Raw genomic sequence first — 21683 nt, 5'->3', positions numbered from 1 at the left:
GGGCGCTCGCGTACGGGTTCGGGCCGGCTTGCCCCGCGGATCCGGTCCGCGATCGCCTCGGTCCACCGGTCGGGTCGGCACCATCCGACAACGCCCACGCCGATGCCCCGGCGCTCGGTCCTTTGCTCAGGCCACGTTCGAGGACGTGCGCCGACGGCGGACCAGGAAGGCACCGACACCGGTCAACGCACCACCGCCGATCAAGGCGGCTCCCGCCGCCGACCAGGCGTCGTCGTCGTGGGTGACCGGCCCGAAGCCGGTGTCCACACCGCCGACGGGCGTGCCACCGGTCACCGCCTCGGCCGCCTCGACGACACCGGCCGGGGCCGGGACGGTCGGGGTCGTTCCGGGCGCGGCAACGGTATCGGGGGTGGTCGCGGCCGACGCGCCGCCGGGACCCGAGGGGCGGTCCTCGCAGGCCAGGCCGTCGTTGTCGGCGTCCAGGCGTTCCGGATCCGAGGGGTCGAGATCGAACGCGGCCTGGGCCAACTCGCGGGTGGCGAAGTCCGCGCAGTCCCGATCCACCGGCGCGGCCTGCGCGAAAGAGGCCGTCGGCAACACGGCGACGGAGACCAGAACGGCCGCGCAGGCGGCATGACGAATACGCACGACACAACTCCAATACGGAAGGTGATCGAACGGTCACGACGATCATCCGTCCCCGACCACCACCACGCCACCCGAGGAGTTGGGTGCTGGTGCCGGGCCCTTTGTCCGGCGACGGGCGGTTCGGGCGCAGGCTGGAGAAAGGTGGCATCCGGGGCAGCCGCCAGGGGTAACCGCATCCACTCGAACACCTGGCGCGTCCCGACCCGCCGGCCAGGGCATTCCCACCGTGTAGCCGGCCGATCCCGGGCCTCGTCCCACTCACCCGGCCGGGACGAGACCACCAACTCCCCTACGGACAAAGACGGATCCCGGTTCCGCGTCCACGCACCCATGGACGCTCCGATGAGAGTCCACCCGACGACAACACGAGACCTACCACCTGGTGCGTCCCGTCACGCCGGGCAGGGCATTCTCACCGGGTGGCCGGCCGATCCCGCAGCATCCGTCCCACTCACCCGGCCGGGACGAGACCACCAACTCCCCTACGGACAAGTACAGATCCCGGTTTCGCGGCCCACGCACCATGGGGGTCCGATGAGAAGAACCCGCCGCACGACAACTCACACGCACCACCCGACCCGGGCGCTTGGACCCGGCCCGCTCCGCGGGCCCCGCCACCGACGCTCTCCGGCCCTCCCGGGCGAGTTCGGCACTGACTTGCCTATGCGAACCGAACAAGGCCTCCACGTCGGCCACGAGCCCGTCCTGATACCTCCAGGAAGCCCGCAATAGCCACCTGGATGCTCCAACACGGCCCCCACGCCTCGCGCCGCCCAATACCCGCCAGGGCTTGCGGGACGTCGTCTCCATGACGCCGGAAAACCGCACCGGAATGACGCAACAAGGCCCACACAGCCGTGACCAGGCACGACCTGTCATACGCCGCGACACATTCACGCGGCCACCCGACACCGAACCGCCCCGGGAACGACTCACCGGGCCGACACCCGCCCGCTGTTCCTCGCCACTTACCTCACACGACATTCAGCACATGAATCCTCCCCACTTTCGGATCGGCGCCCGTCCGCGTGCCACTACCCGAGCACCCGGGACGACCGATCCGGACCACGACTGTGCTGCTTGATCTGATTCAGATATTGATGCCGGGAGTGCATCACGTGTGGTTCACTGGGACGTAGCAGTGATGGCCCTGCCACTCCAAAGGGCGGGGCCGTGCTGAACCACCACTGGCGCCGGGAGCAACGGCGCCACGACGGGAACCCGAGAAGGACGAACCGTCGAGCACTGCGTCTTCCGGAACGCCGTGCTGAACATATATGGGAGTCCGCGCCATGTCCGAAACCAAGATCCGAAAGTCAGTGCCACTCAATCCTGACGACATCCACGCACTCACCGAGCTGCGCACACCCGACACGGGCCTGAACGAAGCATTGAAGGTGCTGCTGGCAAAGGCAGGGCTTCCCGAGCCCGGCAACGAGTCCGCCGCCCTACATGCCTTGCTGGTTCTGGGTCGCCGTGCGGTCGAGGAGCAGGCCCAACTCACCGGGTACGCCGCCTACGCGGCGTCTCTCGACGACGAGGACAGGGCCGTGGCGAAGTCGATGCGGCGAAGGCGTCGCATCGCGGATGACGTCGTTTAACCCCGAAGGAGCGCGTTCCGCACGTGAGCACCCTCATCCCGACCCGCGGCCGGGTCTACCTGATCGCGGGTGACGAAGAGATCGGGCCCAAGCCCTTCCTCGTCGTCTCCAACAACGCGCGCAACCAGCGCCTGGACGGCTTTCTCGCCGTGCGCCTGACCACCTCGCCCAAGCCCGACCTTGCCTCGATCATCGTCTTGGATCCGGCCGATCGCCCTCTGGTCGGCCGGGTCCTGTGCGACGACCTGCACACGATCTTCCGCGACGAGATCGTCAAGGACATGGGCGGTCTCACCCCGCACACCCTGCAACGCGTCGGCGTCGGACTCCGCGCCGCCCTGGCCCTTTAAAATTGCACCTACCGCATCGAACGAGGTCCCCATCGGAAATTGCCGGTGGGGACCTCGTCGGCATGGGCGCGCTCGGCCGGGTTGCGTCTCCGGTCCCCGGCAACGGAGGAACCTCCCACCCGCACGAGCGCGCGGCGTCGTGCCGAACACGGTCGAGTCGCCCGGCAGTCGTCGCGCCCGGCACGGGCAGGTCGACCACGTGGCCCCGGTCCCCCACGCGCGCCGTCGACCCGAGGCCGGGGCCCGGCGACCAGGACACGACCCAAAAAAGCGGACCCGTCGACGCCGTTTCGAAGGGCCGAGCGCACTCTGGTGTCAGCCGGGGCCACGACGCGGGAGTATGGCACTCGTCGGACTGCCGGTTCCACCGAAACGACACCGAGACGCTGGCACGACCACGATCCGGGACCCGGCGACGTCAAGAGAGACACCGTGCAGCATTCCTTGCCACTTTTCCCGTCCGAGACCTCACCACATCCCCTACGCCGGCCCGTGTCGCCGCTGCGCCCGCACCAGCGCGAGGCCGTGGACGCGATCGTCCGCGCCCTGGAGAACCCGGATGTGGAAACGGCCCCGGACGGGCCGCACGGTGGCACCAGGGCCACCGTGGCGATGGCCTGCGGCACCGGCAAGACGAGGATCGCCGCAGCCGTGGCCGCAGCCCTCGCGCCGCGCGGGCGGGCGCTGGTCCTGGTCCCCACCCTCGATCTGCTGACCCAGACCGTCACGGCCTGGCGAAACGCCGGGCGCACCGCGGGAACGCAGATCGCCGTGTGCTCCCTGGCCAACGATCCCACCCTGGACGAAGCCGGGGTGCGGTGCACCACCAGCGCACCACGACTCGCCCTGTGGGCCAGTGCCCAGGGGCCTTTGACGGTGTACGCCACGTACCAGTCGCTGGGCGCCGTCCTGACCGCCCAAGCGGGCGTCTACGGCCTCGCCCTGGCCGGATTCGACCTCGTGATCGTCGACGAGGCCCACCGCACCAGCGGATCGATCGGGAAGGAATGGGCCGCCGTCCACGACAACACCCGCCTCCCCGCCGCGCGCCGGCTCTACCTCACCGCCACACCCCGGGTGTGGGAGCCGCCCGGGAACAGCGCCTACAGCGAGGCCACCACCTCGGACGCCGACCCCGAACTGCCCCCGGCCTTGGCCGAGGACGACGTGTGGGAGGACCTCGACCCCGCGGTCGGCGAGGGCGACACCGAGGAGTGGGCCGAGGGAGGCGGGGACGATCGGCCGGTCCGGGTTCGGGGCGGACGGCCGGTGCACTCGGCGCTGAAGGCCCGCGCGGTGGCGTCGATGGACGACGAGGCGATCTTCGGTCCCGTCGTCCACCGCCTGGAACTCGCCGCTGCATCCCGTATGGGCCTGATCGCGAGGCCGAGGGTGGTCGTGGTGGAGATCACCGATCCGCAGGTCCAGGAGCTCGCGGCGGCCACCGGCAGCGACCTCAACCGGGGCCTCGGCCGGCGCAGTATCGACGAGGTCGAGCAGTACCGGGCAGCGCGTCTGGTCGCGCTGCAGACCGCGCTCCTGCGCGCCGCGGCCGACGACGACCTCGACACCGTCATCGCCTACCACTCCCGCACCCTGGAGGCCCAGGCCTGTGCGGCGAGCCTGCCGGACGTGGCCGCGCGCCTGCACCAGGACGACCCGGGGCGTCATCCCGCGTACGTGTGGACGGACTGGTTGAGCGGCGAACACCCCGCCGACCACCGGCGCGATGTCCTGGCTCGGTTCGTCGAACGCGCCGACCCCCACGGCACCATCGCCCGCCGTGCGGTCCTCAGCAACGTGCGCGTGTTGGCCGAGGGCGTGGACCTGCGGGCCCGCGCGGTGGCCTTCATGGACCCCAAGTTCAGCATCGTGGAGATCGTCCAGGCCATCGGCCGAGCCCTGCGCCAGAATCCGGGCGAGGGACGCACCGCCACCATCATCGTCCCCGTCTTCCTCGCCCCCGGGGAACGACCCGACGACATGCTCGTGTCCGACAGCTACCACCCGCTGGTGCGCACCCTGCACGCCCTGGCCGCGCACGACGCACGCGTCCTGGACATGCTCGCCACACCCGCTCCCAGCGGACCGAAGACCTGGGCGAGGGCGTTGACCGATACCGAGGACATCGAGGAACGGGGCGACGTCGAGCCCGGTGACGGCGACGAAAGCGACGCCGGCGGTAAGGAGGAGCGGTTCCTGGTGCGGTTCATGACCGACCGCGACCCCACCCTGCTCCGCGACTTCATCAACCTGCGCGTGATCAACCCCGAACGCCGCGACTGGCGCCGGGGATACCAGGCCGCCAAACGCTGGCACACGGCCCACGGCCACCTGCGGGTGCCGCTGGAGAGCATCGACTACGACAGCGAAACCGGGACCTCGTACCCACTCGGGCAATGGATCGGGGACCAGCGGCGGGCCCGGGCGGAGGGGTCGATCACCCCGCACCGGATCGAGCTGCTGGAGGGGTTGGGGATGGTGTGGAACACCGACGACACCGCCTTCGAGGACGGGCTGGCCATAAGCCGCGCGCACTTCGCCGTCCACGGGCACCTGGCGGCGCCCAAGCCGGCCGCGATCAACGGGTACCCCGTCGGGCAATTCCTCGCCAACTGCCGACGGCCTCTGGAGACACGCAAGAACCCCGAACGATGGCGCGAACGCTGGGCGAGGCTGGCCGAGATCGACCCCGACTGGAACTCCACCGGACGACCCGACCCCGCCCAGCGGTGGTCACTGGACTGGCAACGCGTGCTCGCCGCAGTACGCCTGCACACCGAGGCCGGCGGCAGCGTCGACGACCTGGTGCCCGGACACACCGTCGGCGGCGAGGACGTCGGAGCATGGCTCCAACGGCAACGGCGCAGCGGGGCGGGTCTGACACCGGCGCAGCGGGAGGCGTTGGCGGGTGTGGGTGTCCACGTCACCGAGCAGAAGGAGCAGCCCGCGATGTCGGCGGCAGGGGTGGTGCGGGCGGATCGGTGGGCGCTCACCCTCGCGGCGGCGGCGGCGTTTCGGGAGCGCGAGGGGCACCTCACCGTCCCGCGCAAGCACGTCGAGTCCGTTGAACACGGCGGCGAGGCGCACCGGGTCAAGTTGGGGGTTGCCCTCGCGAACGCGCGACAACGGCGCGCCACGTACCCGCCCGAGCGGCTCGACGCGCTTTCCGCGCTCGGGATGCGGTGGGCGTGAGTTTCGGGCGTCGGGCCGGGTGGGACTCGAGGTCGCTGGGTCGGTGCGCCCGGCTCCGGGTCCGGGGCCGGGTGGCCGGTTTGTCCGCCGGAGGGGCGTGTTCGTCTCGTTCGGATGAACCGCCCGCGTAGGGGGTCGGTTTGGTGCGAGGGTGGGTGGGTGCCCTTCGTGGGGTCCACACTTTTCGCCTCGTGGCGTGTTGTGCGGGCTGTGCCCCGCGAAGGATGACGGGGAATGGCTCCGGCCGCGGCAACGCGTGGCCGGAGCCATTCCTGTTCGTCGCGCGGGCACTTCGGTGGAGGGGACGACCGGTCGGTGCCCGTGGACGGGTCAGGGTGTTTCGCCGCGTCTGATCCTCTCCGCGATGGTCTCGATGTGTTGGTCGAACATGCGGTTGATGGTCGCCATCAGCTGCGGGTCCAGGTCCGGGCGGAGCAGGCCGGGGACCAGGTCGTCGAGGCCGATGTGCCGGCCGGGGGTGTTCAGGCCTTCGAGGCGTTCCAAGACGAAGGCGTCGAGGTTGCTGTTGAGGACTTGGTTGACGGGTTCGAGCGCGGGGTCGGGGGGCTTTTGGGCGAGGAGTTCGAGGCGGCGGTGCATCGCGCGGAGTTCCTCGTCGGAGCGGGCGGCGGCCTCTTCGCTCATGACGGCTTTGCAGGTGTGGCCTTCGTCGTCGGTCCATTCACGGATGACCCACACGTGACCTCCCAGGATCGGGACCGGGAACGGTACTCCGCAGATCCGACAAGCAGAAGAGGGGCCGCGTCGCGGATTGCCGGGGCCGTCGGTGCCCGCGGTGCGGGCCGGTGGGGGGCGGGGGTTGCTGTGAGGATGGCAGGTGATGGCGATATTCGTGGCGGTGTTCGCGGCCGGGGCCGGTCTGGGATCGTTCGTGCGCTCGGTCGTCTTCCGGTACGCGGTGCCCGCCGGCGAACCACTTCGGCGGGCCTGCCCGGACTGTGGCGGTGCGGTTCCCGTGTCGGCGGCGCCGGTGGTGGTGCGGCCGTTGTCCGCGCGGGGGCGTTGTCGGTGGTGTGGGGTGCGGGTGGGTTCGGCGCCTGGGGTGCCGGAGGTGTCGACGGGGCTGGGTTTCGTGGGCGCGGTGTCCGTGGCGGCTCCGCCGTGGACGGCGATCGCCTGGTGCTGGTTGGTGCCGTTCGCCGTGGCGTTGGCGTTGGTCGACGCCGCGGTCCACCGGCTTCCCGATCGGCTCGTCCTGGTCGCCGGCGTCGGCCTGGTCGTGATCCTGGGCGGCGTCGCCGGGGTCCAGGGCCGTCCCGGGGCGTTGGTTCGCGCGGTGGCGGCGGGCCTGGTGCTGGGGGCCTTCCATCTCGTGCCGGCGTTGGCGGGCGGGATGGGCATGGGTGACGTCAAGCTCGCCCTGGTCGTCGGGGTGGCCTTGGGGTGGGCGGGGTGGTCGTGTGTGCTCGTGGGCGCGTGTGCGTCGTTCGTGGTGTCGGGCATGTACGCCGGGGCGATGCTCGTGGTACGCCGGGGTGGGCGCGCAGGGCGGGTGCCGTTCGGGCCGTGCATGATCGCGGGTGCGTGCGTCGCGCTCGCGATCGGCAGCGTCTGACGCGGCGGCACCCAGCCCGGGGGCGGCGTGCCGGTTCGCGTTTCGCGGATCGGGTCCGGGGCCGGGGTCAGGGGCGGAGGTTCTCCAGGAGGGCCCGGATGGCGTCGCGGTCACGAATGCCCTCGGTGAGGAGGGCGAGTTGGGCGAGGGTGCCGCCGTTGTTGACGGAGGCGGCCTGTTTGCCGAAGGCGGTGTGTACGGCGTCGTCGAGGTCTCCTTCACCGATGCCGAGGTCGGCGGCGAGGGCGAGCAGGTCGCGGGTGTGTTCCAGGTGTGCGAGTGCGGTGCGGGCGTGGTGGCCGGTGGCGGCGTGAAGCAGTCGTGTGCGGGTGTCGGGGTCGGGTTCGGCCGCGATCCGCGTGGCCGTGTCGGTGTCGATCACGGGGGTGCCGGATCGGTCGCAGGGGCCTCGCCAGGTGTGTCCGGGGGGCGCGGACGAACAGGTCGCCGGCCTCGCCCCGTTCGATCTCGGTCCGGACGCGGTACGCGAGTGCGGGGTCGAGCGTGGTGAGTTCGTCGAGGAGGGTCTGCACGTCGTGGGCGTCGAGGCCGTAGGCGGTCAGGGCCGGGCCGGGCGCGAGTTGGGGTTCGTCCGCGTCGGGGTCGGTGCGGTGGCGCTCGGTGTCGGTCATGAATCCCGCGTCGCGCAGGTGGTCGCCGAGTTCGGCTGCGGTGTCCGGGGAGCAGTCGATGACGGTGAGGATGGCGTAGTACTCGTCGTCCATTGCCGATTCTCCTTGTCGTCGTGCGGGTGTCGGGGCTGTGTCGGGGTTACGCGTGGCGGAGGTCGCGTCGGGCCCGGTTGAGGTGGTGGTCGGTCGCCGCGATCGGGCCGATGTCGGTGGCGGCGTCTGCGCGCCAGTCGGCGGGCCTGCCCGGCGCCTGCGGTGCCTCGGGGTCGGCCGCGGGGTGGTTGAGCCATCCCCACAGGTCGCCGACGAGTTCACGCAGTCGGCCGTCGTCGTCCTCCAGGTAGAAGTTCGAGCCGCCGCCGAACCCGCAGGGATCCACGTAGTCCCATACGCAGACAAGGCGGGTCCCGAAGGCGTCGTTGAGGCGTCCCAGGACGGCGTTCACGTGGTCCTGGTCGTATCCGTCGTCCATGGATCCGCGCAGATCGTTCAGCACTGCGGCGTGGGGGTCGTGGTGCGGATCGGGCGACGGCGTGCTACGAGGGCCGGTTTTGATCCACTCTTCGAGGCGCGTGCGGAGGTCGTGCACGGTGATCGAGGCCAACTCCTCGATGGGCACGCCGAGGTCGTCGTGGAACGAGAAACCGGTCCGGTACCCGAGGCCGCGCTCGTGGATTTCGACGGCGGAGGGCGGGAAATAGCGCAACTCCCACCCGACGTCGCGCACGCGCACATAGGGCGTGTGCCCGTTCTCCAGATGGATCGTCTCGTCGGGGAACTGAGTCCGTGTCTCGTCGTAGTCCCGTTCCCGGGCCCGGCGGACGATGTCGTCGCACAGGCTCGACAAACTCGCCCGATGGTGTTCGCGACGGATGTGCCGCTCGTCGACGCCGGCGGATTCGATCAGGTTCCGAGCGGTGTCCGCGCCGGGGTCCTCGTCGCTTCCTCGGGCCGGGTGGTCGGGAGTGTGCACGTGTGTCTCCCTTCGGGGTTCGGGCGGGGCCGGCGGGCCCCTGCCCGCCGCATCGCGCGCGGCGGGCAGGGGGTCTCAGGCCGGGGTGTCGTGGCAGCAGGCGCAGGGGGCAGCCTCGGCGCGGCGTGCGCGGGCCGCGGCGCGACATTCGCGCTGTTCCAGGCAGGTGCGGCAGGTGATCTCGCCCGTGGTGACGCGGTATCGGGTGAGCAGCTGGTTGCGGTCCATCGTGCGACACAGGGGATGGACGACCTCGTGGTCGTGGTCGCGGGGGTGGGCGGTGTGGGTCTCGCCACCCAGGACCGACGTGCACACGGTGGAGAAAGTGTCCTCGTCGGCGACGGTGATGTGGGTCCGCCAGTCCTGGTCGAGGGCGGCCTGCCACGCCTTGGCCTCTCAGTAGTACTGGCCGAAAAAACACCGGATATCGCTGACCTGCGGTGATGGGCGTTTGCCTGACCGGGCGGGCGCTCGACACGCCCCGGTTCTCCGCGTGGGCGAAGTCGGGTCCCCCGTACGTCGCGAGCCATTCGTCCGGGAGGGCACGGAGCGCGTCGTTGACGGGGTGCGCAAGATCGGTGAACGGGTCGCCCCTGCGAGGGGCAACCCACCTTGGGTTCGGTCGAAGCGGTTGCGGGCGGGCCGGGTTGTGCGATCGGCTGTGGCATCGGACAGCGCCGGCCGAGACGCGGCCCGGGCGTTGCTCCGGAATCGGGGGCGTGATGGAGCCGCTGGACAGTGGGGATCCACAGCAGGTGGATCGGTTCCGGCTGGTGGGGCGGTTGGGGTCCGGGGCGATGGGACGCGTGTTCCTCGGGCGGGCACCGGACGGCGCGGCCGTGGCCGTGAAGACGGTGCACCCGCACCTGCTGGTCGGCGACCAAAGCGAGTTCCGGCGCAGGTTCGTGCGGGAGGTGCAGGCCGCGCGGAGGGTGGGCTCGGCGTTCACCGCCGCGGTGGTGGCCGCGGATCCGCACGCGAAAGTCCCTTGGCTGGCCACGGAGTTCGTGCCTGGGATCTCCCTGGGTGCGGCGGTGGAGCGGTTCGGGCCGCTGCCCGAGGCGTCGCTGCGCGAGCTGGCCGCGGGCCTGTTCGCCGCGCTGGCGGAAATCCATGCGGTCGACCTGGTGCACCGGGACGTCAAGCCGTCGAACATCGTGCTCGGTGTCGACGGCCCCAGGGTGATCGACTTCGGGATCGCGCTGCCGGCCGGCGCGACCGGCCTGACCGGGACCGGACACACCGTGGGAACGCTGGGGTTCATGTCGCCCGAGCAGTTCGAACGCTCCGACGTCGGACCGGAGAGCGACGTGTTCTCCGCCGGCGCGGTCCTGGCCTGGGCGGCCACCGGCCGCCCTCCGTTCCCCGGCGACACCCTGCCCGTGCTGTTCGCGAGCCTGACCACCCGCGCCCCCGACCTCGACGGACTCCCCGCCTCGCTCGCGCCCCTGGTCGAGGCCGCCCTCGCGAAGGGCCCCGCGGCACGCCCCACCGCCCGGGCCGCCCGCGCGATGGTGCCCGCCCCGCCCACCCACGTCGGCGCGGACCACGGATGGCTGCCGCGCGGCGTCACCCACGCCATTCTCCTCGCCGCCTCGGCCGTGCTCCGCGCCCCCGCGCCCCCGCTCGCGTCCGACGGCGACACCGCAACCGCCGTACCGCCCCCATCGGCGACGCCGAAACACCCGGCGCCGTCCGCCGCCGAACCGCCGCAGCAGGCACGGACCACACCGGAACCGGCACGCACCGAGCCGCAGGCGCCGGAAGACCGGACCTTCCCCGAAGACACCTTCGACATCTCCTGGACCGGCCGGGAACCCATCACGGACTACGCCACCCCGAGATACGACCTCGCCAAGGACATGCGCTCGGTCCTGATCTTCCTGGCGATCGCGCTTCCCTTTGCCCTCGGCCTGATCTCCCACTGGGACGCCATGCCCGACGACGGCAAGGGAGGGAAGAACTTCGACACCCTGGGAGGAGTTCTGGGCTGGTGTGCCGCCATGGCAGCGCTCGGGGGATTGCTCGCACTCGGGGAACTGGTGCTCGACGTGTTCCGCAAGGTGTACGCGGACGAGCGGCACCGGCTCGGGGTTCCGAACAGGGTCCCGTGGTCACTGCGCATCGACCCGCACGGCATCACGACCGCCGACAACGACGCCCACCGCTCCGTCCCCTGGACACAGGTCAAGAAGGTCAGAATCACGCGCATCGCGGGCGGTGGGCCGTACACCTATGCGGGACTGCACGTCTACGCCGTCAAGGGCGCCAAGGTCACCCGCGTACGCCCGGCGGGCTGGTTCTACCCTGACAGGACTGGTCTCGACGGTGCATCTGAAGTCCCCGTGTGCGTTCTCGGTCCACTGACCGACCACCAATACGTCGCACTGACCCGGGCCCTTACCCGCCACGCCGGTGCCTGGGAGCAGAGTCTGAGTTACACAGGCAACCCGACGCCACGAGCCACGAGGTCGTAGGCGCCGCGGACTCCGGGGTCGAGTAGCAGGCGTACAACCGTTGGCGTCGATAATGATCTTGTTGGTTCGCCCGGCTCCGTTTCGCCCGCGAAGAGCGCGCTCGCACTGGAGGGCGTCGGATACGTCGTCCATCGTCGCGGTAGCCCGACACGCCCGCCCCCGCGCGTGTGCCAGCACCACCCGGGCACGGACCGCGGTGGGCCCGCAATCCAGTCCGCCAGAAAGGTGAATTCGCTGCTTCGGGCGTTCCCACCACGTGGAAGCCACCGGTACAACCACGACATGACGAAATCTCTTGTGTCGAGCATGGCCGCCGTCACGTTCGTTCTCGGGGCCTTCACGCTCGGTTCGACAGCACATGCCGCGGAGACCTCGGCTCTCGCCGCAGCGGGCAGACCCTCGGTCCTTCGAGCGGCGTGCGAGATGAACGGTCCCCACACCGATTTCAAGGGCACCGACATCAACATGCGCAACAGGCCGGGCGGGGACCACGTCGGGTGGGCCAACCAGGGCGACTGCGCGGAGTTGTTCCAGACCGAACCCGGGCCCGAGGTCCAGTGCCCGGACGGTCAGAGCACGGCCGCTTGGCATTCGGTGCGGAACAAGCGCACCGGCGTGGTCGGTTACGTTTCCGGCTGCTATCTGGGTTCGTAGCGGCGGAATCGCAGCACGGAACGGGGCGCCGACAAGGAGACCTTGTCGGCGCCCCGTGGACGAGGTGAGCCGTAGGGCGGCGGCGACTTCCGCCGCCCTACTTGGTGCCACGAGCAGCGGTCGAGCAGCCTCAAAATGCTCTCCCACAGCGCCTTCGCGCCGAGGGCGGCACCAAGACGTACGGCCAACTCGCGACGCCAACCCTGATGCACCGGGGCCTTCTTCGTGACTTCCATCGTGCGCCTCTTCTCCCTGAGGTCACCCCGGCCTAGGCCTGGACCGGAGGTGTCCCCTGGCGTGCCGCCTCCACGGCACCCGGGAGTTGGTCAAGCTCTGGCGTACCGCAGCCACGGCAAACCATTGCGAGCTTGGGATCAAACTGGATTGGGCTCTGGGGCACGTTCAGGGATAACGAGGTGTCTCTCACGGTAACTTCAACTCCGCTGGCAATGCACGCCTTCGAGCCGATCTGCGGTGCCGTCGCCTATGGACAGGACGAAGGGCAGCGATCGCCGGGCCCGGCGCACGGTCTCGTACGTCACCCTTCCCCCTCGGCGGCGGAGGGGGCGACGGGCCACTGCGCACCGGTCGCGGTCTGGTGCACGTGGTGTGCGTGGCGGGGCGGCAGGGTGCAGGGCCGGTCGGGGTTCCCGGGGGACGGTTCGCCGCAGATGCGGATCGCCGGCACCGAGTCCCGGTCCTCGTCGCCGGCGGCCGCGGCGCGCGCGGCAAGGAGTTCGCGCAGTTCGGCGGCCTGGCCGCGGGTGCGCGTGGCGTATCGGCGGTAGCCGTCGGCGATTTCGGCGTCGGGTTCGGCGTCGGCGAGGCGTTCGTAGAGCACCGTCTGCCGTTCGCGCACGGCGGCCAGCTCGTCCAGGGGCAGCGGTTCGCGGGCGTGGGCGAGCAGGACGTCGAGTTCCTCCTCGGACGTCATCCGGCGCAGCGCGCTCGACACGCCCCGGTTCTCCGCGTGGGCGTGGTCGGGTCCGGCGTAGAGGGCGAGCCAGTGGTCCAGGAGGGCGACGGTGTCGTCCTCGATCGCGGGCAGTCGGGGCAGGCCGTGCGCGTCGGTGGCCTCCGCCCGCCAGGCGATCAGTTCGGGGTTGTAGGCGCGGTAGACGGCCTGGCGCTTTTGTCCGAGCGTCTCGGCGATCTGTTCCCAGTTGGCGCCGACGGTGGCCGCGTGGAAGATCGCGGCGGCCTTCGCCCGCGTCGTCTGCCTGTGCGTGTGGTCGGCGACGCGTACCAGGCTGAGAGCTTCCGGGACGTCGGTGATCTCCTGGTCCTCGACGGCCACCAGGGTCACCGCGTCGTCGCAGATTCCCTGGGCCGCCAGGGCCAGTTGCAGCCGGGTGACGCTCGCGGGCGCGTACGGGGCATCGTCCACCTCGGGCTCGGAACGCAGATCGATCGCCTCGTCATTGAATGTCATGTGAGCAACATAGTGTTGCTCGACGGCACTTCAGGCCGAAATCGAGCTTTTCCCCGATCGTGCGAATTCGCGCGTTCGACCCACTATCCGCGCCGGCAAACGCCCCGACAAGGTCCGCGAGATCAGCGGACACGCCTCCGGCTCGGCCTCGTTCTGGGAGTACGTGCGCGACGCGAGCCTGTGGCAGGACGCCGCGACGGTGGGGTTGCTGTAGAGGCCCGGACCGACGTCGCCCACCCCGCCTCGCAACACCGCCCATCGGTGGCGCGGGGCGGCAGAACCGCCGGGTCCGACCCCCGGTGTCCCGGAACACCGCTGCCCCGGCGGGTGTGGTTCGAGTGGCGGCCCGGTATGGCGCACGGGAGAGTTGATGACATGGCCGCGTTTACGATCGGGTCCAGGTGCTACCCGTCGAAGGAAGCCGCGAAGCAGGCCGTGCGGGATGTGCTGTACCGGTACTCGCCGGGGGACAAGGTGGATCGGCCGGACGACGTCGAGCTTCTGCGGGATCTCCTCGACCTGCATCCGGATGCGGACGAGAAGGTCGGTCCGGGGGTGGCCGGGTTCCGCGTTGTACGAGGGGAACGGGCCGGAGTGCACGCATTCGAGGTGGTGCACACGGACGACAACGTGCTCGATTTCGGGATCAGGAAGTGCTTCGACCCGCCTTCCCTCCGTCGGCGGGTCCTCGAGGCGATGAGCCACGAAATCGAGCCGAACTCGACGGCCTACCTCGACAGCCGGGTTCAGGGTCGTTCCCTCGTGTCGGACCTGTCCGGGACACCGGTGGCCACAAACGCGGTCCGCGTGAGCCATTTCCAGGGGCCGCAGCGCGACGTCATCGCCACCGAGTTCGTCGAGGAGCACGGCGGATGGGACGCGATCGAGCTGACCGGTTCCCGGCGGCCAGGGCGCCCGCGGTTCGTGGATCGTGAGCTGGCCGACGAGTGGCGCGCGTATCACCGACAACGCGCCGTGCTCGGACTGCTGACTGTGGACGAGCATCTGCATCGTGCCTACGGCTCGTAGAACACCGATCCTCCCTGCATGGACAATCGAGTCGATCATCGACACCTCACACTGAACTCGCACGCGGCCTGGTGCCCGCCGTGTACGAGGAGCGCCGCAGTGATCCGGTGTGCTACCTGCGCGACGTCCTGACGATCCGCGAGAAGTTCCTCGCTCCCCTGGTCGTGCGCGCGGTGATCGCCAGCCGCGAATGCGGCGCGATCTGGGAACAGATCGCCTGCGCACACGACCCGGAGCACGTCGCCCTGGAGGCCCAAGGCCTGCGCGTGGAGGTGCCCGCGGTGAAGGGGGGCCCGCGTTCCGCGCGGTCGACCAGGTCGGCCGGATCGGCGACGGCCTGTCGCCGAACGGGTGTTGCGCGGTGATCACCCGGGTCGCCGAACGCGCCGGGCTCCCCGTGCGCCTGACCGCCCACTCCAGTCGCGCCGGCCTGATCACCACCACCATCCGCGCTGGCAAACGCCCCGACAAGGTCCGCGAGATCAGCGGACACGCCTCCGGCTCGGCCTCGTTCTGGGAGTACGTGCGCGACGCGAGCCTGTGGCAGGACCCCGGTGCCGGCGAGGTCGGCGGCAAGCACCGGCGTGACCGCGTTGACCGCGGCCTTGGAGCTGAAACCGGTGGCCGCCGCGCCTATCCACCCGGCATGCTCCGGAAATGAACACTCGCCTCGGATCGCTCCCCGTCGTCTACGCGGATGAGTCCTCGAACTCGGGGCAGAACCTGCTCGACCCAGATCAGCCGGTGTTCACGGTGGCTGGGGTCCACCTGGCCGACGAATTGGCCGCGTCGATCGTGGACAAGGTCCGAGCCCAACTTCCAAGAACCCAGGGGGAGCCCAAGTACGGCTCTCTCGCCCGGTCAGCGGGGGGACGGAAGGCGTTGATGGGGGCCTTCGAGCAACTACCTGAAGGAAGTACCCGCAGCTATATCGTGCGCAAGTCGTTCATGGTGACGACGAAGATGGTCGATGTCCTGGTCGAGCCACGGGCGTACGCGAACGGCTTCAACTTGTACGAGGGCAAACAGGCACTGGGCCTGGCGGAACTCCTGTACGAGTACGGGCCCGTCCTCGGGGACGCCGCAGCCTTCCAGCGGCTGCTTCAGACCTTCGTGGACTGGCTGCGCCAGAGAGCCTCGACCGACGACCTGTTTGCGACCGTGGCCGCATACAAGGAGTCAGTACACGGCGGCCGCTTCGCCAAGTGGATCGATCTGCTGGCGTCCTGTCGGAGAGAGGCCGATCAGTTCGCCGCCAACCTTGCGACCGGTGAGCATAGCGATCCGCTCGACCCGGCGGTTCCCTCGCTGTACTGCCTGTGCACCAGCTTTGGGAAAAGCATTGGACCGTTCAGTCTCGTTCACGACACATCCAAGGTGATCGACCGCAACGCGGCGCTGCTGCGCATGGTGCACCTGCTCCCGGATCCAGCCCGGCCGGGGCAATTCATGGAACCTCTCATGGCCACACGAATCGACTTCGCGGACAGCACGGCCCACCCACAGCTCCAACTGGCGGACTGGGCGGCGGGTGCGGCACGGCAGTGGGCCACCCACCGGGCAGTGGGCGGCGGCGACCGGTTCTCGAAGGAACTGGAGAATGTGGTGCTGCCTTGGCTGGTAGACGGCATCTGGCCATCTGGCCTCAATCGAAGAGAGTGAACTCCGGGCCCTCGGCCGTTGGCTGAGTGCCTACCTGCGGGGCCGCCGAACGGTCGCCGAGTACATTACTCCCGCCCCGGTCGCCGCCGGTGTCGACGGGTTCCGCCCCCAGGACACATGTCCGCCCGAAGCCCTCGTTCGCGATGTCGCGAACGAGGGCTTCCTCAACGGCACCGACAGGGTGGCCCACTCGGGTGTATTTCGTCTGCCGCCCGGACGCGTTGTCGTTCAGGCGGCAGACGGCGGCATAGCGTCGCAGCATGACGGAACCGGTCCCCGATGCCACTCAGTGCGTCCGCTTCGCCGTCGAGTTCCTGACGCCGTACATGGCGGCGGACACTCAGGAGGAGCGTGCGGAGGCAGCCGAATACATCGCCCGGAGGCTCAGCGGCCTCGATGCACTCGACCCCATTCACGTAGTCCGGGGCCAGTTGTATCTCAATGAGATCCTCCTGATCTCCCTGGCCAAGGCGAACGGTGTCCAAGCCGAAAACTACCGGACATGGGGCGGGGATTGGCTTCGTACCTTCTCTCCGGAGCTGCCCGAGTAGAGGGTCGGCGTTCGCGTATGTCGGGCGGTGGTTCAGGGCATCCAGCGGTCGATGAGGTGGTCGTAGAGGGGTACGGTGGCCGCGGCGTGGGCGGCGCGTTTGGTGCCGTCGTCGCGGCGGCGCACGTACACCAGCGTGGTCGCGAGGTCCTGGTGGTCGGCGAATTCGCGGATCTCGTCCAGGTCGATGCCCTCGTCGTGCATGTGGGTCAGCCGGGAGGCGCGCAGCACGTGCGGAGTGAGTAGGTGGTCGACGTCGTGGCTAGGCGTTCGCTCTTCTCGTCGAGCATCAGTGGCCCGTCGACGCGGTCGCCCAGGACAACGTCGAACAGGGTTGGCCCCCTTCACGGACGGCCAGGACAATGCTCCGCATGGATGCAGGCATAGCCGCGTTGCTCGGAGCCGTCGTCGGTGGGCTCCTGGGTGCCGGCGGCACATTGGGGGCTGCGGCCCTCACGGCACGGACCCAGGGACAGAGCCAGCATGCTCAGTGGCGGCGCGAGGGACGCAGAAACTCATACAGCGCCTTCATTGCGACGGTGAAGGCCCACCAGACGGCCGCCGACGACCTGATGTCCCTCATGGACGAGGTGCCCTTGCACCAGACACGGATCGCGGCGGCGTTGGAACGCGTGAAAAGTCTCCTGCCTGCGGTGAGTTCGGCGGCGCCGGTGATTGCGGTGGAGGGCCCGGCCGACATGGGAGCAATTGCAGAACAGATTGCGCGCCACGCCGAGAACCTCACGGTGTGCCTTGAACTCTGGATGTCCGAAGTGCCGAGCGGGAGCGGCCAACCGTCTACGTTCGCCAACATGGCCCACGGGCACATCGTGGACATCAATCGACGCCTCGACAACTACACCGCCCTGGCGAGGGCGGCGCTGGACGCGACGGATCGCGTTTGAGCCGAGGTGTTGCGGCGACCCTGCGGGATCGCCAACGGCCCAGTTCAGGCGCGGCGGAACTTCGGGACGACGTCGGCCAGGACGGTGGCGCCGGCGTCGACGTGGCCCTGGTTGCGCTGGTCCTTCCTGCGGCGGTTGTTGTACGCGATGGTCGTGGCCGGGTTGTCGTGGTCGGCGAACGCCTGGACCTCGGCGAGCGGGATTTCGTCGTCGAGCATGTGCGTGATGCGGGAGGCGCGCAGGACGTGCGGTGTCAGGTCGCGCCCGGGCAGTACGCCGGCGCGCTTGCCGAGTCGGGTGAGCATGCGGGCGACGTCGTGGCGGTCGAGGCGGTCGCCCTTGGAGTCGAGCAGCAGGGGCCCGGTGGTGCGGCCGTCGAGGTATTCGTCGAGGTTCTCGGCCAGTTCCAGCGGCAGGGGGAGCAGGCGTTCCTTGTTCTCCTTGCGGGTGAGGTCGATGTAGGTGCGACGGCCCCGGTGGACGAGGTCGTCGACGTCGGCGGCGCACATCTCGGAGACGCGGCTGGCCAGGATGTACAGCAGTTGGCTGGTGACCAGGTCCGGCAGGGACTCGGAGCGTGCGACGACGGCCTGGATCTCCTCCTTCTCCAGGACCGGGGTGGACGTGCTGGAGTTCTGCTTGTCGATGTGGGGCCGGTCGTCCTGGGTGACCGGGTTGCGCGGTAGGTCCATCTTCTCGGCGGCGTACTTGTGCAGGGATGACAGGACGTTGAGTCGGCGCGTGATCGTCGTGGGGGGTACGCCCGCGGCTTCCATCGCGATCCGCCAGACCCGGACGTGGTCGGCGTTCAGGCAGCCGACGAAGAACCGTTCGTGGCCGCCGAGTTCGAGGGCGAGCGGCGCCCACACGTTGCGGATGTCGTCCACGTAGGCGCGCTTGGTGTTGACCGAGCCGCGTCGGGGCCTCGCCGTAGTACTGGCCGAAAAAACAACGGATAGTGCGTCACGAACGCGGATCGGAGCTTGATACGTAGGTAGTTGCTCGGTGATGCGATGTTCCACGGGAGATGAAGGTTTTGTGGCCCTTCGGAGCCGCCCTTACGGGGGGAGGCTCCAAGCCACCTCATGCTGCGTTGGCTGAAGACCGTCGTGGTGAGCGATGAGGAAAAGGCGCACGTGATGCGTCAGGCGGGGACCGGGAAGACGACCACCGTCGAAGGCGTCGAAATGTTTTCAGATGGCATCAGAACCGGGGTGTCTATTCGCACCCCGGGAGAAGTCTGGCGGGTGCCCGTGTTCTGGCCAGGCGGTGCCCGGCGTAAAGGTGGCGTGAGTCCGGTCTGCGGCTCTCGTGGGGAACGTGAGAAGGCGTGTCTCGATACCGTTCGCGGCCCAGCGGCTGCGGCGACAGGGAGAGTCCCGGGCGGAAGTGCTCCGCCGGGGCGTTGAGTACCGTCGCGGGACACGCCGGCGGACCGGCCCGTAGTAGTGCCGAAGTCTCTGTAATGGGGGCGGAGCGAAGGGGCCGGGTCGTTCGTGGCTGGTGTTCGTCTGGTTCAACCAGAGGATCTGGGAGGGGCTTTGATGGACGAGCTGAAAGCATCCGGTAAGCCGTTCGACATCTCCAAACAGGAGGTGTGGGACGCCTGGGTGAAGGTGAGAGGGAATCAGGGTTCGGCCGGAGTGGACGGGGTCTCGATCGCGGAGTTCGAGAAGGATCTGAGGAACAACCTGTATCGGATCTGGAATCGGATCACGTCCGGCACGTACTTCCCGCCGGACGTGAAAGCGGTGGAGATCCCCAAACCGGGGGGCACCAGAACGTTGGGGGTGCCCACCGTCGGCGACCGGGTGGCGCAGACCGTGGTGGCCGCGCATCTGTCGGCTCGGGTGGAACCCGTGTTCCATCCTGATTCATACGGATAGCGGCCGGGTCGCTCGGCGCTGGACGCGATCGAGACGTGCCGGGTGCGGTGCTGGAAGTACGACTGGGTGGTCGAGTTCGACATCCGGAAGTTCTTCGACACCGTCTCCTGGGACAAGGTCGTCAAGGCCGTCGAGGCGCATACCGACGCCCGTTGGGTGGTGCTGTATGTCAAGCGGTGGCTGGCCGCCGGACTGCGCATGCCCGACGGGTCCGTGCAAGAGCGGGACCAGGGGACGCCGCAGGGATCTGCGGCTTCCCCGGTTCTGGCGAATCTGTTTCTGCACTACGTGTTCGACCTGTGGATGGATCGGGAGTTCCCGGCCGCCAAGTTCGAACGCTACGCGGACGACGCGGTGGTCCACTGCCGCTCGTTGGCGGAGGCAGAGCGGCTTCTGGCCGCGTTACGGGCCAGGATGGTCGACGTCGGGTTGGAGTTGCACCCCGACAAGACGAAGATCGTGTACTGCAAGGGCAGCAACCAGACGGGCGGATATCCGCTCATCGAGTTCACGTTCCTGGGGTTCACGTTCCGACCGCGCAGCGCCAAGAACAAGAACGGGGTCCAGTTCACCTCGTTCCTGCCCGCGATCAGCAAGGAAGCCCTGAAGAAGCTGAGCGGGAACGTGCGGTCCTGGCGACTGCACCGGCGTTCCGGAAGTACGGAATCCGACCTGGCCCGGGTGATCAATCCGATGATCCGGGGATGGATGAACTACTACGGGCGCTACTACCGTTCGGCGTTGAACCCGCTGTTCTACCGCATCAACACCTACCTGCTGCGGTGGATCAGAAGGAAGTACCGACTCGGCTGGAAGCAGGCCGTCCGTCGATTGGCGCACGGGCACGCACTTCGGCCGAAGTACTTTGCTCACTGGGCCTGGACGAAACCGGGTCCCGGATGACCAGGACGACAAGAGCCGTATGGCGAGAGATTGTCACGTACGGATCTGTGGGAGCCCGGGGGTGAGATTCCCCCGGGCCACCCGACTCGCTGACCTGCACTGATGCGACTCCAATCCTCGTGGAGCCGACCGATCGGTTCGGTCCCGTGGTTGCGGCCTCGTGGTTGCCCGACCTGCGACAGGGTTGAGGGTGACCGAACGAGTGGTGGGGGTTCGATGGGCAAGCGGACGAAGAAGAAGCCGGGCACGATCGCGAAATGCTCTCGTCGCGCTGCGGTCGGCGCCGGGGCGGAACGTGGACCGGTGGGTGCCGGCCCTCGCGGCGGCGGCCGCGTTCCGCGGGCGGGAAGGTGGCGGTGCGGCTCGTCCAGGTGAAGTCGCGGGCCGGGGATGTCCGGGCGAGTCGGAACGCACGTACCGTGGACGCTCGGGCGCCGCTCCGACGACCACCCGGGTCTGAGCGACCTCGGTCTGTGCGGCACGTCGCCGCGCCCCGAGGCCCTCGCCGACCGACGGCGGGTACCCCCGCCGATCACCGGGCGGGCGTACGGTCGCGCTCGGGGAAGTCCCGGCGGTCGCGGTATCCGACGCTGCCGTCGGCCTCGTAGGCGGCTTCGCGGGCGGTGCTCGGCCGGGATCCTCAGACGGTTCGGGCGGTGCGGTCCCCGGTGGCGTCGAGGAGGAGGCGGGCGGCGTCGCGGGCCTGGTGTGCGGGTTCGGGGTTGCCGATGATCGCTGCCGTGGTCATGGCGCCTTCGGCCAGCAGGGCCAGGTGGTCGGCCAGCCGGGTCGGCTCGTCGGCGGCCGTCACCAGGTCGGCGAGGTATCGGAAGAATTCCTGCTTGTGTGCTCGGGCGGCCTCGGCGACGGCGGGTTCGCCGGCGCCGAGTTCCCCGAAGGAGTTGACGAAGGCGCAGCCGCGGAAATCGGGCTCGGCGAACCAGTCGTGGAGCCAGTCGAAGACCGCCAGGATCCGCTCGCGCGGGTCGGTCCGGGCCTCGACGTACGCGGCCAGACTCTCCCGCAACCGGACGTCGCGTCGCCGCAGGTACGACCGCACCAGGTCCGCCTTGGAGGGATGGAGCCGGTAGAGCCGCTTGAGGGAGACGCCGGACGCGGTGCGGATCTCGTCCATGCCCACCGCCTGGATGCCCCGGGCGTAGAACAGGGACTCGGCGGCATCCAGGACCCGCAGCTCCGCGGTCTCCGAGTCGATCATGTTCCTCACCTTCTCCCTTGCATCGAGAAC

23 protein-coding genes and 2 pseudogenes are annotated in these 21683 nt (G+C 69.4%); 16 read left to right on the top strand and 9 right to left on the bottom strand.

Annotation, left to right across the window (positions count from 1 at the left end):
• Window positions 1–126: 126 nt before the first annotated feature.
• Window positions 127–609 (bottom strand): excalibur calcium-binding domain-containing protein, encoded by a 483-nt coding sequence (locus OG948_RS59435; RefSeq protein WP_331773365.1) that lies wholly within the window; start codon window positions 607–609, stop codon window positions 127–129.
• 1292 nt (window positions 610–1901) lie between these two features.
• On the opposite strand from OG948_RS59435, the gene OG948_RS59430 reads away from it, so the two are divergent.
• From OG948_RS59430 to OG948_RS59420, 3 genes are all read left to right on the top strand, one after another.
• A complete protein-coding gene (locus tag OG948_RS59430; RefSeq protein ID WP_331773364.1) occupies window positions 1902–2210 on the top strand; it encodes a hypothetical protein in 309 nt (102 codons plus the stop codon).
• A gap of 23 nt (window positions 2211–2233) precedes the next feature.
• Entirely contained in the window at window positions 2234–2560 is a 327-nt protein-coding gene (locus OG948_RS59425) for a type II toxin-antitoxin system PemK/MazF family toxin (RefSeq protein WP_331773363.1), read from the top strand.
• 432 nt (window positions 2561–2992) lie between these two features.
• Complete coding sequence (locus OG948_RS59420) at window positions 2993–5755, top strand: Helicase associated domain protein (protein ID WP_331773362.1); 2763 nt, start codon at window positions 2993–2995, stop codon at window positions 5753–5755.
• Window positions 5756–6085: 330 nt separating this feature from the next.
• Here the strand turns inward: OG948_RS59420 and OG948_RS59415 are convergent, their stop codons facing one another.
• The gene (locus OG948_RS59415) at window positions 6086–6400 is read right to left on the bottom strand and encodes a hypothetical protein (RefSeq protein WP_406300863.1); all 315 of its coding nucleotides are present in this window, start codon (window positions 6398–6400) and stop codon (window positions 6086–6088) included.
• A gap of 196 nt (window positions 6401–6596) precedes the next feature.
• On the opposite strand from OG948_RS59415, the gene OG948_RS59410 reads away from it, so the two are divergent.
• On the top strand, window positions 6597–7331 hold the full coding sequence (locus OG948_RS59410; RefSeq protein ID WP_331773360.1) for an A24 family peptidase: 735 nt from the start codon (window positions 6597–6599) through the stop codon (window positions 7329–7331).
• Window positions 7332–7398: 67 nt separating this feature from the next.
• On the opposite strand, the gene OG948_RS59405 is transcribed toward OG948_RS59410, so the two are convergent.
• The 3 genes from OG948_RS59405 to OG948_RS59395 form a co-directional block, all read right to left on the bottom strand.
• Window positions 7399–7713 (bottom strand): hypothetical protein, encoded by a 315-nt coding sequence (locus OG948_RS59405; protein ID WP_331773359.1) that lies wholly within the window; start codon window positions 7711–7713, stop codon window positions 7399–7401.
• 389 nt (window positions 7714–8102) lie between these two features.
• Window positions 8103–8936: a hypothetical protein gene (locus OG948_RS59400; RefSeq protein WP_331773358.1), complete on the bottom strand. Its 834-nt coding sequence runs from the start codon at window positions 8934–8936 to the stop codon at window positions 8103–8105.
• Window positions 8937–9011: 75 nt separating this feature from the next.
• Window positions 9012–9251, bottom strand: a complete 240-nt coding sequence (locus OG948_RS59395; RefSeq protein WP_331773357.1) for a hypothetical protein — start codon at window positions 9249–9251, stop codon at window positions 9012–9014.
• 407 nt (window positions 9252–9658) lie between these two features.
• Between OG948_RS59395 and OG948_RS59390 the strand changes: the two genes are divergently transcribed.
• Together OG948_RS59390 and OG948_RS59385 are read left to right on the top strand one after the other, a co-directional pair.
• Window positions 9659–11413, top strand: coding sequence for a protein kinase domain-containing protein (locus OG948_RS59390; RefSeq protein ID WP_331773658.1), 1755 nt, complete (start codon window positions 9659–9661; stop codon window positions 11411–11413).
• A gap of 282 nt (window positions 11414–11695) precedes the next feature.
• Window positions 11696–12067 (top strand): hypothetical protein, encoded by a 372-nt coding sequence (locus tag OG948_RS59385; RefSeq protein WP_331773356.1) that lies wholly within the window; start codon window positions 11696–11698, stop codon window positions 12065–12067.
• Window positions 12068–12605: 538 nt separating this feature from the next.
• Here OG948_RS59385 and OG948_RS59380 read toward each other — a convergent pair.
• Window positions 12606–13499, bottom strand: coding sequence for a hypothetical protein (locus OG948_RS59380; protein ID WP_331773355.1), 894 nt, complete (start codon window positions 13497–13499; stop codon window positions 12606–12608).
• A gap of 375 nt (window positions 13500–13874) precedes the next feature.
• Here OG948_RS59380 and OG948_RS59375 point away from each other — a divergent pair, with 375 nt between their 5' ends.
• The 5 genes from OG948_RS59375 to OG948_RS59355 all read left to right on the top strand — a co-directional run bounded on the left by OG948_RS59375 (window position 13875) and on the right by OG948_RS59355 (window position 16741).
• Window positions 13875–14528: a DCL family protein gene (locus OG948_RS59375; protein WP_331773354.1), complete on the top strand. Its 654-nt coding sequence runs from the start codon at window positions 13875–13877 to the stop codon at window positions 14526–14528.
• 80 nt (window positions 14529–14608) lie between these two features.
• Window positions 14609–14893 (top strand): hypothetical protein, encoded by a 285-nt coding sequence (locus tag OG948_RS59370; RefSeq protein ID WP_331773353.1) that lies wholly within the window; start codon window positions 14609–14611, stop codon window positions 14891–14893.
• Entirely contained in the window at window positions 14890–15189 is a 300-nt protein-coding gene (locus OG948_RS59365) for a hypothetical protein (RefSeq protein ID WP_331773352.1), read from the top strand. Before OG948_RS59370 ends, OG948_RS59365 begins: the two co-directional genes overlap by 4 nt.
• Window positions 15186–16190, top strand: a complete 1005-nt coding sequence (locus OG948_RS59360) for a DUF3800 domain-containing protein (protein ID WP_331773351.1) — start codon at window positions 15186–15188, stop codon at window positions 16188–16190. The genes OG948_RS59365 and OG948_RS59360 overlap by 4 nt, the downstream gene beginning before the upstream one ends.
• A 260-nt stretch (window positions 16191–16450) precedes the next feature.
• Entirely contained in the window at window positions 16451–16741 is a 291-nt protein-coding gene (locus tag OG948_RS59355) for a hypothetical protein (protein WP_331773350.1), read from the top strand.
• A 32-nt stretch (window positions 16742–16773) separates the two neighbouring features.
• Here OG948_RS59355 and OG948_RS59350 read toward each other — a convergent pair whose 3' ends face one another.
• The gene (locus tag OG948_RS59350) at window positions 16774–17178 is read right to left on the bottom strand and encodes a tyrosine-type recombinase/integrase (protein WP_331773349.1); all 405 of its coding nucleotides are present in this window, start codon (window positions 17176–17178) and stop codon (window positions 16774–16776) included.
• Here OG948_RS59350 and OG948_RS59345 point away from each other — a divergent pair.
• Window positions 17112–17645: a hypothetical protein gene (locus OG948_RS59345; protein WP_331773679.1), complete on the top strand. Its 534-nt coding sequence runs from the start codon at window positions 17112–17114 to the stop codon at window positions 17643–17645. The two genes, OG948_RS59350 and OG948_RS59345, sit on opposite strands and share 67 nt — an antisense overlap.
• Window positions 17646–17689: 44 nt before the next feature.
• Here the strand turns inward: OG948_RS59345 and OG948_RS59340 are convergent, their stop codons facing one another.
• The gene (locus OG948_RS59340) at window positions 17690–18532 is read right to left on the bottom strand and encodes a tyrosine-type recombinase/integrase (RefSeq protein WP_331773348.1); all 843 of its coding nucleotides are present in this window, start codon (window positions 18530–18532) and stop codon (window positions 17690–17692) included.
• A gap of 657 nt (window positions 18533–19189) precedes the next feature.
• Between OG948_RS59340 and OG948_RS59335 the strand changes: the two genes are divergently transcribed.
• From OG948_RS59335 to OG948_RS59320, 4 genes and pseudogenes are all read left to right on the top strand, one after another.
• A complete protein-coding gene (locus OG948_RS59335) occupies window positions 19190–19531 on the top strand; it encodes a hypothetical protein (protein ID WP_331773347.1) in 342 nt (113 codons plus the stop codon).
• Window positions 19532–19543: 12 nt separating this feature from the next.
• Window positions 19544–20050 (top strand): annotated as a pseudogene (locus OG948_RS59330) (reverse transcriptase domain-containing protein); the annotation flags it as partial.
• Window positions 20033–20434, top strand: a complete 402-nt coding sequence (locus OG948_RS59325) for a group II intron maturase-specific domain-containing protein (RefSeq protein ID WP_331773657.1) — start codon at window positions 20033–20035, stop codon at window positions 20432–20434. The pseudogene OG948_RS59330 and the gene OG948_RS59325, both read left to right, overlap by 18 nt.
• A 400-nt stretch (window positions 20435–20834) precedes the next feature.
• Window positions 20835–20908, top strand: a pseudogene (locus OG948_RS59320) (DUF1348 domain-containing protein); the annotation flags it as partial.
• A 166-nt stretch (window positions 20909–21074) separates the two neighbouring features.
• Here the strand turns inward: OG948_RS59320 and OG948_RS59315 are convergent.
• Window positions 21075–21653 (bottom strand): TetR/AcrR family transcriptional regulator, encoded by a 579-nt coding sequence (locus OG948_RS59315; RefSeq protein ID WP_331773346.1) that lies wholly within the window; start codon window positions 21651–21653, stop codon window positions 21075–21077.
• Window positions 21654–21683 lie beyond the last annotated feature (30 nt).

The organism is Embleya sp. NBC_00888 (assembly GCF_045207655.1).
GTDB lineage: Bacteria > Actinomycetota > Actinomycetes > Streptomycetales > Streptomycetaceae > Embleya.
Note: the sequence above shows the minus strand (reverse complement) of the source record. Positions and strands in the feature narration are given on the sequence as shown.